This is a genomic window from Chryseobacterium koreense CCUG 49689, from assembly GCF_001045435.1.
In the GTDB taxonomy this organism is placed as follows: domain Bacteria; phylum Bacteroidota; class Bacteroidia; order Flavobacteriales; family Weeksellaceae; genus Kaistella; species Kaistella koreensis.
The window spans coordinates 1-14,152 of sequence record NZ_LFNG01000032.1 but is presented as its reverse complement, the minus strand read 5'-3'; the positions used below and the strand labels follow the sequence as shown (position 1 = coordinate 14,152).

General features: G+C 42.1%; 11 protein-coding genes, 1 tRNA gene and 1 pseudogene. 7 read left to right on the top strand and 6 right to left on the bottom strand.

Going from position 1 to position 14,152, the window contains the following annotated elements; genetic code table 11:
- The first annotated feature begins 370 nt into the window (after positions 1–370).
- Complete coding sequence (locus ACM44_RS14015; RefSeq protein WP_048500686.1) at positions 371–862, top strand: YkgJ family cysteine cluster protein; 492 nt, start codon at positions 371–373, stop codon at positions 860–862.
- Positions 863–1,103: 241 nt separating this feature from the next.
- On the opposite strand, the gene gdhA is transcribed toward ACM44_RS14015, so the two are convergent.
- The 3 genes from gdhA to ACM44_RS14000 all read right to left on the bottom strand — a co-directional run bounded on the left by gdhA (position 1,104) and on the right by ACM44_RS14000 (position 4,600).
- Positions 1,104–2,462, bottom strand: a complete 1,359-nt coding sequence (gene gdhA / locus ACM44_RS14010; protein ID WP_048500685.1) for an NADP-specific glutamate dehydrogenase — start codon at positions 2,460–2,462, stop codon at positions 1,104–1,106.
- A gap of 179 nt (positions 2,463–2,641) precedes the next feature.
- On the bottom strand, positions 2,642–3,757 hold the full coding sequence (gene dprA, locus ACM44_RS14005; protein WP_048500684.1) for a DNA-processing protein DprA: 1,116 nt from the start codon (positions 3,755–3,757) through the stop codon (positions 2,642–2,644).
- A 54-nt stretch (positions 3,758–3,811) separates the two neighbouring features.
- Positions 3,812–4,600: a rhomboid family intramembrane serine protease gene (locus tag ACM44_RS14000; protein WP_048500683.1), complete on the bottom strand. Its 789-nt coding sequence runs from the start codon at positions 4,598–4,600 to the stop codon at positions 3,812–3,814.
- Positions 4,601–4,752: 152 nt separating this feature from the next.
- On the opposite strand from ACM44_RS14000, the gene ACM44_RS13995 reads away from it, so the two are divergent.
- Together ACM44_RS13995 and ACM44_RS13990 are read left to right on the top strand one after the other, a co-directional pair.
- Positions 4,753–5,862 (top strand): DUF3078 domain-containing protein, encoded by a 1,110-nt coding sequence (locus tag ACM44_RS13995; RefSeq protein ID WP_048500682.1) that lies wholly within the window; start codon positions 4,753–4,755, stop codon positions 5,860–5,862.
- A gap of 238 nt (positions 5,863–6,100) precedes the next feature.
- The gene (locus ACM44_RS13990) at positions 6,101–6,877 is read left to right on the top strand and encodes a DUF4382 domain-containing protein (RefSeq protein WP_048500681.1); all 777 of its coding nucleotides are present in this window, start codon (positions 6,101–6,103) and stop codon (positions 6,875–6,877) included.
- Between the two features lie 55 nt (positions 6,878–6,932).
- Here the strand turns inward: ACM44_RS13990 and ACM44_RS13985 are convergent, their stop codons facing one another.
- The gene (locus ACM44_RS13985) at positions 6,933–8,468 is read right to left on the bottom strand and encodes a YifB family Mg chelatase-like AAA ATPase (RefSeq protein ID WP_048500680.1); all 1,536 of its coding nucleotides are present in this window, start codon (positions 8,466–8,468) and stop codon (positions 6,933–6,935) included.
- Between the two features lie 268 nt (positions 8,469–8,736).
- Here ACM44_RS13985 and ACM44_RS15260 point away from each other — a divergent pair, with 268 nt between their 5' ends.
- Positions 8,737–8,973 (top strand): hypothetical protein, encoded by a 237-nt coding sequence (locus ACM44_RS15260; protein WP_152669386.1) that lies wholly within the window; start codon positions 8,737–8,739, stop codon positions 8,971–8,973.
- A 136-nt stretch (positions 8,974–9,109) separates the two neighbouring features.
- Here the strand turns inward: ACM44_RS15260 and ACM44_RS13975 are convergent.
- A tRNA-Val gene (locus ACM44_RS13975) sits at positions 9,110–9,187 on the bottom strand.
- A gap of 111 nt (positions 9,188–9,298) precedes the next feature.
- Positions 9,299–11,419 (bottom strand): carboxy terminal-processing peptidase, encoded by a 2,121-nt coding sequence (locus ACM44_RS13970; protein ID WP_048500678.1) that lies wholly within the window; start codon positions 11,417–11,419, stop codon positions 9,299–9,301.
- Positions 11,420–11,620: 201 nt separating this feature from the next.
- Here ACM44_RS13970 and surE point away from each other — a divergent pair, with 201 nt between their 5' ends.
- The 3 genes and pseudogenes from surE to ACM44_RS15090 all read left to right on the top strand — a co-directional run.
- Positions 11,621–12,385: a 5'/3'-nucleotidase SurE gene (surE, locus tag ACM44_RS13965; protein ID WP_048500677.1), complete on the top strand. Its 765-nt coding sequence runs from the start codon at positions 11,621–11,623 to the stop codon at positions 12,383–12,385.
- Between the two features lie 233 nt (positions 12,386–12,618).
- Positions 12,619–13,679 (top strand): annotated as a pseudogene (locus ACM44_RS13955) (IS3 family transposase); the annotation flags it as partial.
- Between the two features lie 369 nt (positions 13,680–14,048).
- The coding region (locus ACM44_RS15090; RefSeq protein ID WP_152669295.1) for a transposase at positions 14,049–14,152 on the top strand (104 nt) is incomplete at its 3' end.

The following is a 14,152-nucleotide window of genomic DNA, read 5'->3' as shown; positions in this document are numbered from 1 at the left end:
TCAGAGCTACAAACTTCTCACTCCTACGGAGTGGTGATTTCCAACCATATCAGAGCTATCTCTTGTTGCCCAACTTAAAAAAATTGATTGCTCTTCTTGCAAATTACCGGTTCTAAAAGCAGATCTGGCAAAAGGAAAGTTTTTTAAGATAGCATTCCTATGGAATGCGCCCCCCCTGCAGTCAGTCTTTCTACACAGATAGCGCTCCTCTGGAGCATCGGGTGTCGTTTCTGGGAAAGGAGGGATTTGTATTTATTAATCCTTCTCATATAGCGGAAACCTCTGTGAATTCGCGGTGATTTTAATTCGTTTGAGCGGCGTTTTTAACATATTTTATCTTAGTAATCCAAATATCGATTAATTTTGCACCATGGATTTGCAACTCTATAAAGATCAAGCATTGCTTAAGCAAAAGGAACACCGGAAATTTCTTGATGGGCTGAAGAAAAAACAACCCAAAAACCTTGACTATATCGTCCAGGAAACCCATGAAGAGGTTTTCGAAAAAATGGACTGCCTGAAATGTGCGAACTGCTGCAAGACCACCGGACCGCTTTTCACGGAAAAAGACATCGAAAGGATTTCCAAACACCTCAGAATGAAGCAGGCGGATTTTGAGGAGAAATTTCTGCAGGTGGATGAAGACCGGGACAAGGTTTTGAAGAACCTTCCGTGCCACTTCCTCGGCGATGACAATACCTGTAGCATTTACGAAGTGCGTCCGAAAGCCTGTCGGGAATTTCCGCATACCGACCGGAAAAAAATTTACCAGATCAACCATCTCACCTTGAAAAATACCATTATTTGTCCTGCTGCTTTTGAATTTGTGGAAAAACTTCAAAATAATTTGGGCAAGCTGTAACAAGAACCGCTGACAATTTTCAGCAAAATTTCCCGGAGGGCAAATTTATTCTGTTAATTTACTTGGTTACTTAAATGGAGTGATGTACTTTTCTGAAACCCCGCAATTCTTCTTCGCTTTTGCATTGACAAAAAAATAAAAAGCACTGATTTCCAGTGCTTTTTATCTTTCATTTTACTTTTTTCCCATTATCCCGGGACAGGAATATCAACAAAAAAGTCGGAAATTACCCGACCTTTTATTATACCACTCCTTGAGCCAGCATTGCCTCCGCTACTTTCACGAATCCCGCAATATTTGCGCCTTTCACATAATTCACGTAGCCATCTTCTTCGGTTCCATAGTCTTTACAAGCTTTGTGGATTCCGATCATGATCTCTTTCAATCTGGCATCTACTTCTTCCGAGCTCCAGTTCAAACGGATTGAATTCTGGGTCATTTCCAGACCCGATGTCGCTACACCTCCTGCATTAGAGGCTTTACCCGGAGAGAAGAGGACTTTATTGCTAAGGAAATAATTGATGGCATCCAGGTTACACGGCATGTTTGCGGCTTCTGTCAAGCAGATGATGCCATTTGCAACCAGGTTTTTCGCATCGTTCAGGTCCAGTTCATTTTGGGTTGCAGCAGGAATTGCCACATCACATTTCACTTCCCATGGACGTTTTCCTGCGTGGAATTCTGCTTCCGGGAATCTGGTTTTATAATCTTCAGCACGGTTATTTCCGCTTGCTCTCAATTGAAGTAAATAGTCGATTTTTTCACCTTTGATTCCGTCTTTATCGTAAATGTAACCGTCTGGTCCGGAAATCGTTACGACTTTTGCGCCAAGTTCTGTGGCTTTTTTCACCACTCCCCAAGCTACGTTTCCGAAACCTGAAACACAGACTGTTTTGCCCACGAAATCGTGTCCGATCGTTTTCAGCATTTGTTCTGCGAAATAAACGACTCCATAACCGGTTGCTTCTGGACGAATCAGTGAGCCTCCATAAGCCAAACCTTTTCCGGTGAGCACTCCGGTGAACTCATTTCTGATTTTTTTGTACTGTCCGAATAAATATCCGATTTCCCTTGCGCCCACTCCGATATCTCCGGCGGGAACGTCTGTTTCCGGGCCAATATGTTTGCAAAGCTCCGTCATAAATGCCTGACAGAACCTCATGATCTCCATGTCGGATTTTCCTTGCGGATCAAAATCGGAACCTCCTTTTCCGCCTCCCATTGGAAGTGTAGTCAAGGAATTTTTAAACGTTTGCTCAAATGCCAGGAACTTCAACACTGAAAGATTCACGGTAGGGTGGAATCGGATTCCCCCTTTGTAGGGTCCAATCGCCGAGTTCATTTGGATTCTGAAACCACGGTTTACCTGGATTTCGCCACTGTCATCTACCCACGGCACACGGAAAATGATGGTTCTTTCCGGTTCAGCCATTCTTTCCAGAAGTTTCATTCCGGTGTATTCCTTCCGGGTTGCGATAAATGGAATTACCGTTACCGCGACTTCCTTCACTGCCTGAAGAAATTCGGGTTCATTTGGGTTTTTTGCCTCAATTTTGGCGATAAATTCTTGAATTTTTTGCTCTATGTTGTAATGTTCCATGGAAGATGAGAATTATTAGTAACAAATTTAGATTTTTTTATGAATTGTACAAGATTTTTTTATCAATTTGCGTAAAATTCAACAATTTTAGCAATTATGTTTATTAATGTGATAATAATGTGGTTTAAAATATGGAATTTTAAACGTTAACCAAATATCAATGAATAATTAAAAATAGCTTAAGAAAGCAAGGAGAGATATTGTCTCCCCGAAAGTGCTTTGACCAATCCCAAAAGTTCAAGTTGGAGTAAATCGGGAAGAATTTTGTAGGTGGGGATTTCTAAATTTTCAGCAAGTTCATCCAGTGAAAGTGGATTTTCTGTGTTCAGTGAATTGAGGATTGTTTGTTGATGATCAGGCAATTTGATTTTGATTTCGGCGCTTGGGAACAGTTCGCCTGTTTTGGCCTGTTTCTTTTTGAAGCCAATTTGTTCCACCAAAGAAGCGATGGTGGAAATGGCGGCGGCTTTATTTTGAAAAATCAGCTGATTGCATCCTTGGCTGTATTTATCGGTAATTTTTCCGGGTAATGCAAAAACATCCCGGTTGTAGTTGGCGGCAAAAGTCGCCGTGCTGATTGAACCGCCTCCGAATGCGGTTTCCACCACGATGGTTGCGCGTGAAAGTCCTGCAATGATTCGGTTTCTCTGGATGAAATTTTCGCGATCCGGTTTTTGGGTGGAATTGAATTCGGTGAAAAGGACGCCTCCTTCGGCAAGAATCTTTTCCGAAAGTTTCCTGTTTTTCTGTGGATAAAGGGTGTGGAAACCATGTGCTAAAATGGCAACGGTGGGAATTTTGAAATGCAGGGACTTTTCATGAACTTCGGTATCCACGCCTAAAGCAAGTCCACTGACGGTCTGTATTTTTTCCTGCTGTACCGCCTCCAGGAAATCATGGATAAAATGCTTCCCGTAAGAAGAGCTGTTTCTTGTTCCGACGATACTGACCGCATTTAATTCGGTTTTAAAATCGCCTTTCTGATAAAGAATTGCCGGTGCGTCATCACATTCGTGAAGGAGTTTCGGCAAATCGCCGAGGTGCCTGATGTTGATTTTGATATGATTTTTTTCGCAGAAATTCAGCTCTTTTTCCGCAAATTTCAAATGTTCGGGATTTCCGATTTCTTTGGAGATTTTTTTGCCGATGCCAACAATGTTGTTTAAGCCGGATTTAGAGAGTTCCCAAACCTCTTTTGCTGAGCCCACTTCAGCGACCAATTTCCGGAAAATGATGTCGCCGATTAATGGGCAATGGCGAAGAGCCAGGGAATAGAGCTTTTCTTCGGAGGACATGGTGGTTATTTTTCTCAAATATATTGAAAAAAATCCTAATTGGTGAGACGTTACTTAATGATTTTCAGGGGAATCGTTTCTTCGCAGTTCATCCAGGCGGTCCCAGATGTTTTCTTTTTTCCGGTAGGGTAATTCCTCGAAATCTTCGGGATGCGCTTCCTTATAATCCTGCCACAGTTTATCGTCTTTTTCGCTGTAATAATTAGGAAACTCCCAGATGAATTTTTTCTTTTTGTCACCGATATTTCTAAAAATGAAAGCCATTAGAATACCAATGACTCCGCCCGAAAGATGGGATTGCCACGAGATCCTGCTTGGTGCGGCCAATGTGGAGAACAGTTCTTCGGGCATCATTCCCCAAATCAGTCCGCCATAATACAGTGCGACCAACATGGAAATGGTGAGCAGTTTCATATTCCAGCGGAAAACGCCGCTGAAAAAAATGAAAAAAGCCAGCACATAGACGATTCCGCTTGCGCCGATGATGCACACGTAATTGAAATTTCCGGTAAGGATATCGATGGGCGGCAAGAGCCAAACCAGAAATCCGGAAAGGAACCAACCGAGGAAGAATACTTTCTTGGCAATGATGGGGTAAAACTGGAAGAGCAGAAAAATGAGCACGAACATGGGGACTGAATTCCCGAAAATGTGCTCCAGATTCCCATGAAGAAACGGAGAGAAAATAACTCCTTTCAATCCTGCCGGAACCAGCGGAATGATGGCACCGCTGCAACCTTCCAGCAAACCAATATGCTGGAAGAGGTAACCCAGCCACATCAGGGAAACCATGATTGCTGCGTAAATCACCGCTTTGTAGTTTAGAGAATCGTGTTTAAACATTGAATTTTATTTGACAAATGCACTGCCATATCAATAATTAAGTAAATATGGCGAATTCTTTTTGCAAAACCGATAAAAATTAAGACAAAAAGTACTAAAAATGCAATTTTGGGGCTTTATCAATTTTGTCATTTGTCTTAAATTTGCACCCAATGAAAAAGTTCCTGCTTCCAGTTTTCGTTTTAATGTCGGTTTTATTGTTTTCACAAAACAGAAGAAATCTTCAAAGACAGATTGATTCCATTGCACAAAATAAATGGGATTCCGCGTCTATTAACCTGGACAGTATTGCGAACCCGAAGTTGATCCAACTGAATGTTCCGTTCAAAGATACCCTAGTCATCAGAGATAAGTTGGTGGTTTCAAATGTGGGCAGTGATTTCCCGGTGACGCCTTATCGGGTGATGCAACTGCCCAATCCGGTGAAGTGGTTTTATTTCGGGCAAAACAATTTGGTTTTCAACCAGTCGTCTTTTTCCAACTGGAATTCCGGAGGGAATAATAATATCGGGATTATAGGGAAAATCAACTATAACCTGATGTATAAGAATGGGAGGCATTTTTTGGATAACACGGTGAAAATGGGTTATGGTTTTGTTTCCGGAACCGGACAGGCCGCCAGGAAAACAGAAGATTACATCAATTTGGTTTCCAATTACGGCTATGAGTACCGGAAGAACTATTATTTTTCTGCAGGTTTTCAGCTTCTGTCACAGTTTGCAACGGGTTTTAATTATTCCGTAACGCCGGATCCTACATATGAAGACCGAATCTCCAAGTTTTTTGCGCCGGCTTACTTGACGATCGGTTTAGGGGTTTCCTATAATCCGAATGAAAATTTCCAAGTCATTTTCAGACCGGTCAACGGGAAGTTTACCTTCGTGATAGATCCTTATTTGCAGAAAGCGGGACGATATGGTTTGGAGCATGACGGACAAAGTGTGAAGTCAGACATCGGTTCATTGCTGAATGTGCTTTACCGCATCAAGATTTACGAAAACATGACCTTTACCAATCAGGCCAATTTTTTCAGCAGTTATGTTTCCCATCCGGATAGAGTGGTTTTCAGCTATAATGGTACTTTGGACATGCGCGTGAACAAATTCATATCTGCCGTGGTGAGTTTGGATCTACTTTATGACCATGACCAAATCGAAAAAATGCAGATGAAGCAGACTTTGGGAGTTGGTTTTTCTTATAATATCGGTCTTGAAAACAGAGATCGGGACAAGAAAATGATCAAGCAGCTTATCGTGAAATAATTGATTTAATGTCAATTTCTTTTTAAATGAGATAAAGCGATCATCATTTTATGCAAGTAGAATAAACTGATGGTCCATTCAGTCAGAATTTGTAAACTTTTCTTAACAAATTTTAACACTCACGCAGAACCGCCTTGAATAGGGTGGTTTTGTTGCTTTTATGAAAAACAGCAGCTATTTTGTGAACAATATGGTCTTGACTTTGTTTGCACTCCTTTAATCACAAAAATAATTTATTATGAAAAAATCGATGATACTTGCCGGAATAATTTCGGCATTCACGATGTGGTCTTGTTCTACAGACACCGCCACAGGCAATGATACGGCTATGGTCAACGTGAAACTTACCGATGCGCCCGCTCTTTATGATGCCGTAAATATCGATATTCAAAAAGTGGAATTTACGACCAACAATGGAACTACGACCTTTAACGCGGTGAATCCGGGGGTTTATAACCTGTTGAATTTCAGAAACGGAATGGATGTTTTGCTTTCTCAAGCCATCTTACCGGTTGGAAATGTTTCGCAAATGAGATTAATCTTAGGAAACAATAATTCGGTAGTCGTCAACGGGGTTACTTATCCTTTAGATACTCCTTCAGCACAACAAAGCGGATTGAAACTCAATTGGAATCAAACGCTTTCTCCCAATGGAGCTTATAATGTTTGGATCGATTTTGATGCAGGCAGATCCATCGTAAAAACCGGAAACGGAAGTTACAAGCTGAAACCGGTGCTTCGCGCTTTCAGTGAAGCTACAGACGGACAAATCAAAGGTTATGTGCAACCACAGGCTGCAAATGCAATGGTGCACGTGATTAAAGCGGCAGATACCATTGCAACTGCACTTCCAAATGCTGACGGATTTTTCATGTTCCGTGGATTGCCTGCGAATACTTACAATGTTTCGTTTGATGCAGCTGCCAATACAGGATATATTGACCAAAACAAAGCAGATGTAAATGTGGTCTTTGGACAGATCACCGATTTGGGAATCACCACTTTACATCAGTAATAAAATAGACTTTTTCAAAAAACTCTTCCGCTTGGGAGGGGTTTTTTTTTTGGATTTACACATTCCAGAACTCCCGATCCAGACTGCGGTATTGAATGGCTTCGGAAATATGGGCTGCATTGAGGTTTTCTGAGGACTCTAAATCGGCGATGGTTCTCGCCACTTTCAGGATTCGGTCATAAGCTCTTGCGGAAAGGTTGAGTTTTTCCATCGCGTTTTTGATGAGTGTTTTTGAATCTTCGCCGAGTTCGCAATGTTTCTCGATGTCTTTCGGGCCCATTTGTGCATTATAATGAATTTCAGACTCGGCATATCTTTGTTGCTGCGTTTCTCTTGCCTTCAGCACGCGGTTTCTGATTTCGTCGCTGGTTTCGCCTTTCCTTTTGTCGGCAAGCTGTTCGAATTCCACTTTCTGAACTTCGATGTGGATATCGATCCGGTCCAGAAGTGGCCCCGAAAGTTTGTTCATGTAACGCTGCATCTCCATTTGAGAAGAGGTGTTGTTCGGATCATCCGGAAAGTAACCGCTCGGACTTGGATTCATACTGGCGACCAGCATGAAGCTTGCGGGATAGTTCACGGTAAACTTCGCTCTGGAAATCGTGACTTCGCGATCTTCCAAAGGTTGCCGCATCACTTCCAGGACCGTCCGTTTAAATTCTGGCATTTCGTCCAGGAACAAAACGCCGTTGTGCGCCAAAGAGATTTCGCCCGGTTGCGGATAGCTTCCACCGCCAACAAGCGCCACATCCGAAATCGTGTGATGAGGACTGCGAAACGGGCGCACCGTCATCAGCGAGGTTTCGGCTCCGATTTTTCCCGCTACAGAATGAATCTTGGTGGTCTCCAAAGCTTCCTTTAGCGTCAATGGCGGCAAAATACTTGGAACTCTTTTTGCCAACATGGTTTTGCCACTTCCCGGAGGTCCGATTAGAATGATATTGTGTCCTCCGGCTGCAGCGACTTCCATGGCCCGTTTAGCAGTTTCCTGACCTTTGACTTCGGAAAAATCGAAAGGGAAAAAATTAATTTTATCCTGGAATTCTTTTCGGGTGTCAATCTTGGTTTGCGGTAATGGGATTCCCTCGTTGAAGAAATCAATGACCTCTTTGATGTTTTCCACGCCATAAACTTCGAGTTGGTCCACGATTGCAGCTTCGCGCACATTTTGTTTCGGAAGGATAATTCCTTTAAAGCCTTCTTCTCTGGCTTTTATGGCGATGGGCAAAACGCCTTTAATCGGCATCAAACCGCCATCCAAAGAGAGTTCACCCATGATGAGGTAATCGCCGATATTTTCCCCTTTGATATAGTCTGAAGACACCAGAATTCCCAAGGCGATGCTCAAATCATAAGCAGTGCCTTCTTTTCGAATGTCTGCCGGAGCCAGATTGATGGTGATTTTCTTTCCGGGAATTTTGTAACCGACATTTTTTAATGCCGCAGAAATCCTGTAGCTGCTTTCCTTGATCGCGCTATCGGGAAGTCCCACCACATGGTATCCCACACCGGAAGTATCCACATTCACCTCGATGGTGATGGTTTGTGCGGAAACTCCATGAATGGCACTTGCGTAAATTTTGGTCAGCATGGTGTGTGTTTTGAGTTAAAATTAATAAAAATTTTTTGGGAATTGGGTGTTTTTGTTTTAAATAAGGCAAATACGGGAAAAACACGGTAACATTTGGCGCTGATTTGTGGAAAAAAATTCATGAAGAAATCTGGGAGTGCTGCGGAAGATTTTTCTGCGAGGACCAGGGATTTATCCAAGCCGTTACTCTTTCCATTTTTGGGAAAAGAAAAAGGTTCTTATTTTTTGGATCGGCAATAAAAGGCTCAAACACATTTGGAAAAACATTTTGACTGTAAGAAAGATGGTCAGTGGATTCGCTATGATGAGATCTGATGAAGGTTTCTTTGCCAATCTGGAAAAGATAGGTGTAGAATTGTACGGTGAATGGAATAAAATCTATCCTGATAGAAAGCGTGCAAAAGATTATTTGATCAACCATAATAATGCCCATCGGAGAAAACGGAAGCAGGTCATTGATTTAAAAAAAAGGCCAACCACCGACGAAAAATGTAATTATCTATAAAAGAGAGGCTTTTCTTTTGACCCAATGAGACCGATTTTCCGGAAACATGGAGACTTCGCATTCGATGATGCAGATATGGCTTTAATTATCAAAAAGTTACAAACGAAAAAAGTCGCTAGAAAGCGACTTTGTTAATTGGTGGGCAGTATTGGGTTCGAACCAACGACCTCTGCGATGTCAACGCAACGCTCTAAACCAACTGAGCTAACTGCCCCGAGAAGCTGCAAAAATACAAAAAATATTTTCTCAAGAAAGACTGGTATGAAAAGAAAAAACCACCGTATTTACACGATGGTTTTTGAGGTTCTTCTGATGTGCTGAAGATCTATTTCATTTCGCCGATCACATTCACCGCTTCCTGGAGATACAAATCTTTTTGAAGATTTTTCGTCCAGTTTTGGGTTTTTTTGGTAAACGCCTCGTCGTTTTTTTCGCGCAATGCTTCGTCTGGATTCAGGCTGAATTTCAGTCCGTTATTGAATTTATCCAAAGCTCTGAATTTTTCGATCTGGGATTTTCTGGTTTTCATCACCTCATCAAATTTTGCCTGATTCAGGGAGATGGTTTCTTCTTTATCCAGTTTTTCTTTCCATTGTGCCGATTCCTGCACCAGTTGGTAAGTTTTGTTGTTTTGAAGCCTTGCTTCGATATTTTTTTGCAAAGCCTGCACAGAGAAGTAGTTCACCGGCTGGTAAGCAACGGCAGGAATTTTATCCCATGCCAAAGCGTAATCATCGTATCTTTCGCCCACTTCCGCATAGGTGAAGAAATCCTTCATTTGGATATCTGACTGAATTCCTTTTCTCTGGGTGGATTCACCGGTGATTCTATAGAATTTTTGAATGGTCAGTTTTAAGGAACCGAAATCGTCGCTGGTATTTAAAAACCTGTTCAAATCCACAAAAGACTGCACCGTTCCTTTTCCGAAAGACTGCGGTGAACCGATGATCACGCCTCTTCCGTAATCCTGCATGGCTCCCGCCAAAATTTCGGAAGCGGATGCCGAAAGTTCGTTCTGCATGATTACCACCGGACCCGTCCAAATTGGTGTGCTGGTTTTGTTTTTCAATGTCTGGATTTTTCCATTCCCGTCTTTCACCTGAACATAAGGACCTGCATTCATGAACAATCCCATGATGTCGCCCACTTCGGTCAAACTTCCGCCCCCATTATTTCTAAGGTCCAGAATGATACCCTGAACGCCTTGTGGTTTCAGTTTCAGGATTTCATTTTTGATGTCGTCGGAAGCATTTCTGCCTTTCGGATCCTCGAAATCTGCATTAAAGCTTGGCAGGTTGATGAATCCGTATTTTTTTCCATCCGGAGCATTGATGACGATGCTTCTGGCAAAGGTGTCTTCAATCGCCACTTCCTCTCGAATCATGGTGACTTCTTTGATGGATTTGTCTTTTTTCTCCACGGTGAGCGTGACCTTTGTTCCTTTCTCACCCCGAATCAATCGAACCGCTTCGTCGGACAACATTCCCACCACATTCACGGCGTCTTCATTGGGTTTTGATTTTACTTTCAGGATTTTATCCCCTTCGGAAAGCTGTTTTGATTTCCATGCAGGCGCACCGATGGTCAAAGGTCCCAGATAGAGGTAGCCTCTTTTTTCCTGGATGATGGCACCGATTCCGATGACTTTCCCTTTAAAATTAAGGTCGAAATCCTCCTTGTTTTTCGGGGAATAATAATTGGTGTGCGGATCGAAAACCTCGGTGTAGGCGTTCATGTAAACGGTGAACCAATCCATCTTGTTTCTTTTCTTGAACCTTCGGAACGTGTCTGTAACCAGGTCTTTCACCTCGTTTGTCGCTTTGATTCTTTTTTGTTCCGGGGTTAAGATTTCCAGTTTGATGGTGTCTTTCAAATTAAATTTCTGCACGGAATCTTTTTTCTCTTTTTGGGATTCCTCCTTCGCTTTGAGCGATTCCATTTCCTGCAGGATATTGTATTTGATGTACTTTTTCCATTCGTTTCTCAGTTCAGCCGCGTTGGTTGCATTTTTTCTTAATTTCGGTTCCAGCGTCAGCGTTTCATCTTCATCCAGATTGATGGGTTTGCTCAAAATATCCTGGGTAATTTTGTCTATTTCATCCACCCTTTGGTAAAGTCGGTCTATGGTCAGTTTGTAAAAAGTCAAGTCGCCCTGGTTCAAATAATCGTCCAGTTTGGTCTTGTGTTTCGCAAATTCATCCATATCGGACTGCATGAAGTACCTTTTGGAGGCATCCACCATTTCGAAATAATGCTTGTACACATCCAAGGAATAGGCATCATTGATCACTTTGGGTGAGTAATGAAGATAGGAGAGTGTGTTTTTCACGCTGACCATGATGGTTGACATTTTTTCATCGTCATTTCTAGGCGAATTGAAGCAAAACACCAGACTGGTGAGCGGAATCAGAAGCAGTAATGTATTGAGTCTAAATTTTTTGAACATATATGGTTTCTAATAAATAATGGGTTGGGTTTTTCGCTGTTTCGTTACAGGATTTTACAAAGTATCAAAATTAATACCTTATTTATATTCGAACACTATTTTTTTAAGTATTTTTGTGGGAAAGCTCACTTTTTTGATGGAAACCCGATCAAAAGGTGATTTCCAAGGATTTTAAAACTTTTTTAAATTTAATAAAAATATATGCAAAGACCTTTGATTTTGGTAACCAATGATGATGGAATTACCGCTCCCGGAATTAGGAATTTGGTGGAATTTATGAACGAGATCGGTGAAGTGGTGGTGGTAGCACCCAATTCGCCACAGTCCGGACAGGGTCATGCCATCACCATTAATCAGACTTTGACTTTTGAAGAAATCAATCTGGAGGGTCCCCAAAAGGACTTTTCGCTGAGCGGAACTCCGGTGGACTGCGTGAAGTTTGCTTTAGACAAAATCCTTCCACGTCGCCCTGATTTGGTGGTTTCCGGAATTAACCATGGTGCGAACTCTTCGATCAACGTGATTTATTCCGGCACGATGAGTGCGGCGGTGGAGGCAGGTGTTGAGGGACTACAGGCAATCGGTTTCTCGCTGCTTGATTTTTCCTGGGACGCGGATTTTCTTCAGGCGAAAGAACAGATCCAGCGAATCGTGAAAAAAGTGCTGGAAAACCCTTTGCCAAAAGGAGTTGTCTTGAATGTGAATATTCCGAAACTCAACAAAGAGGAGATCAAAGGAATCAAGGTCTGCAAGCAGGCCGACGCCAAATGGGAAGAAAATTTCGACGAGCGAATCAATCCGCACGGAAAAAAATATTATTGGCTGACCGGCTATTTCAACAATATGGACAAGAGTGAAGATGCCGATGAAACCGCACTTTCCGAAGGATATATTTCTGTGGTTCCCGTGAAATTTGATTTGACGGCTTATGAATATATGCACGATCTAAAAGGACTTCTGGAATAAAAAGCTTTTCACTTAAGAGTGCAATTTCTGGATTCCTTCAGGAAAATTTAATTAAAAATGCGGTGCATCCTGTTTCAGACCTATGAGGCAGGATGCGCTGTTTTGGGTGGTTTTCTTTCGGTAGGTCACAATCTTTACCTGATTTTCCTGATCTGCAGTTGTGTGTAAGCTCCCCCGAAAACAGTACGGTTTAAAAGTATAAAAATTATTAACTTTAAATCGTAATTAAGACAATGAAAAAGAGCACATTCAGTCCTGCAAAGATTGCAGGTGTTTTAAAGGAGTTTGCCGGCGGCCGCAGTGCCGAGGAACTGGCAAGGGAAAATGGCATCAGCACGGCCACTTTATACAAGTGGCGTCAAAAGTACAACGGGATGGAAGCCAGTGAACTCAAGCGGGTGAAAGAGCTGGAAGAAGAGAATGCCCGGCTCAAGCGGATGTACGCAAACCTCGCGATGGAACTCGACGTTGCAAAATACATTATCGAAAAAAAGCTCTAAAGCCTTGTCGGAAACGGGAGATTGTCATGGAGATCCATGAGCTCCGTCCGAAGGATTCCGGCAAGGCTTTACGCGTGCTTAAATTAAGCAGAAGCAGTTTTCATTACCGCTCACTGAAAGATGATTCTACGGTGATGATGAAGCTTGAACAGCTTACACAGAGCCATCCGAGAGAAGGTTTCTGGAAGTACTATTACCGCCTGCGCAACCGGGGTGAAAAAATCAATCATAAGCGGCTACACCGAATTTATAAGGAAATGAAGCTTCCCTTGCGTCGAAAGGTAAAGAAGCGCCTTCCTGCCAGAGTAAAAACGCCGTTGGAAGTGCCGGAAATATTCACTCATACCTGGAGCATCGACTTTATGAGCGATGTGCTCTCAAACGGAAGAAAGTTCCGCAGTTTTAATGTGATTGATGATTATAACCGGGAAATTCTGCACATTGAGGCAGATTACAGTTTGAAAAGTTCGCGGGTGATCTGGATATTGAACCATCTGGTGAACCGCTACGGCAAGCCCGAGAAAATACGCATGGATAATGGACCGGAGTTTATAGCAAATATCGCTGAAGTCTGGAGTCTGGTAAACGAGATAAGCTTTGCTTACATTCAGCCGGGCAAGCCCACACAGAATGCCTACATCGAACGCTTCAACAAGACCTACAGAGATCAAATCCTGGATGCCTATATTTTTGAAAATCTGGAGGAAGTAAGAAGTGTTACAGAGGAATGGGTAAAGGATTACAACTACGAACGACCGCATGATTCATTGGGTGGCTTATCACCTGTGATGTGGAAAAATGGACAGCAAGCCCAGGCTAAGGCAAGCACTTTTCCTGCCCGCTTTTCCACATCCGACAACAACAGCAGTAAAATATCAAGAAAAAATTCTACTTTTGAAGTGTACTGAAAATGGGGAGTTTACAATAATATATTAGCCATTTATTATTTTTATATTTTTTTATTTGAGCTTTATCATAATAATCAAATAAAGAAATACTATCTACTTTTCTAGTCCCTTCATATAAATAAATTTTACTGAATCTTTTTTTTCCGTTATATGATTTTTCTATATGATAATTCTTATCACAAGAGTAACGGTACATGGCTGCTTTTTTCAGACAGATTAAAATTAGAGTATTAACTTTAACGTCAAGAAAAAGCAATGAAAAAATCAAGATTTACGGAAGCACAGATTTTAAAGGTGCTCCAGAGCCAGCAGGAAGGCAAGAAAGTAGCGGAGATATGCCGCGAGTACGGTATCTCGGA

Bases quoted from the DNA above. Each gene is read 5' to 3' on its own strand.
- ACM44_RS14015 (WP_048500686.1), top strand. From the start codon at position 371: ATGGATTTGCAACTCTATAAAGATCAAGCATTGCTTAAGCAAAAGGAA.
- gdhA (WP_048500685.1), bottom strand. From the start codon at position 2,462: ATGGAACATTACAACATAGAGCAAAAAATTCAAGAATTTATCGCCAAA.
- dprA (WP_048500684.1), bottom strand. From the start codon at position 3,757: ATGTCCTCCGAAGAAAAGCTCTATTCCCTGGCTCTTCGCCATTGCCCA.
- ACM44_RS14000 (WP_048500683.1), bottom strand. From the start codon at position 4,600: ATGTTTAAACACGATTCTCTAAACTACAAAGCGGTGATTTACGCAGCA.
- ACM44_RS13995 (WP_048500682.1), top strand. From the start codon at position 4,753: ATGAAAAAGTTCCTGCTTCCAGTTTTCGTTTTAATGTCGGTTTTATTG.
- ACM44_RS13990 (WP_048500681.1), top strand. From the start codon at position 6,101: ATGAAAAAATCGATGATACTTGCCGGAATAATTTCGGCATTCACGATG.
- ACM44_RS13985 (WP_048500680.1), bottom strand. From the start codon at position 8,468: ATGCTGACCAAAATTTACGCAAGTGCCATTCATGGAGTTTCCGCACAA.
- ACM44_RS13970 (WP_048500678.1), bottom strand. From the start codon at position 11,419: ATGTTCAAAAAATTTAGACTCAATACATTACTGCTTCTGATTCCGCTC.
- surE (WP_048500677.1), top strand. From the start codon at position 11,621: ATGCAAAGACCTTTGATTTTGGTAACCAATGATGATGGAATTACCGCT.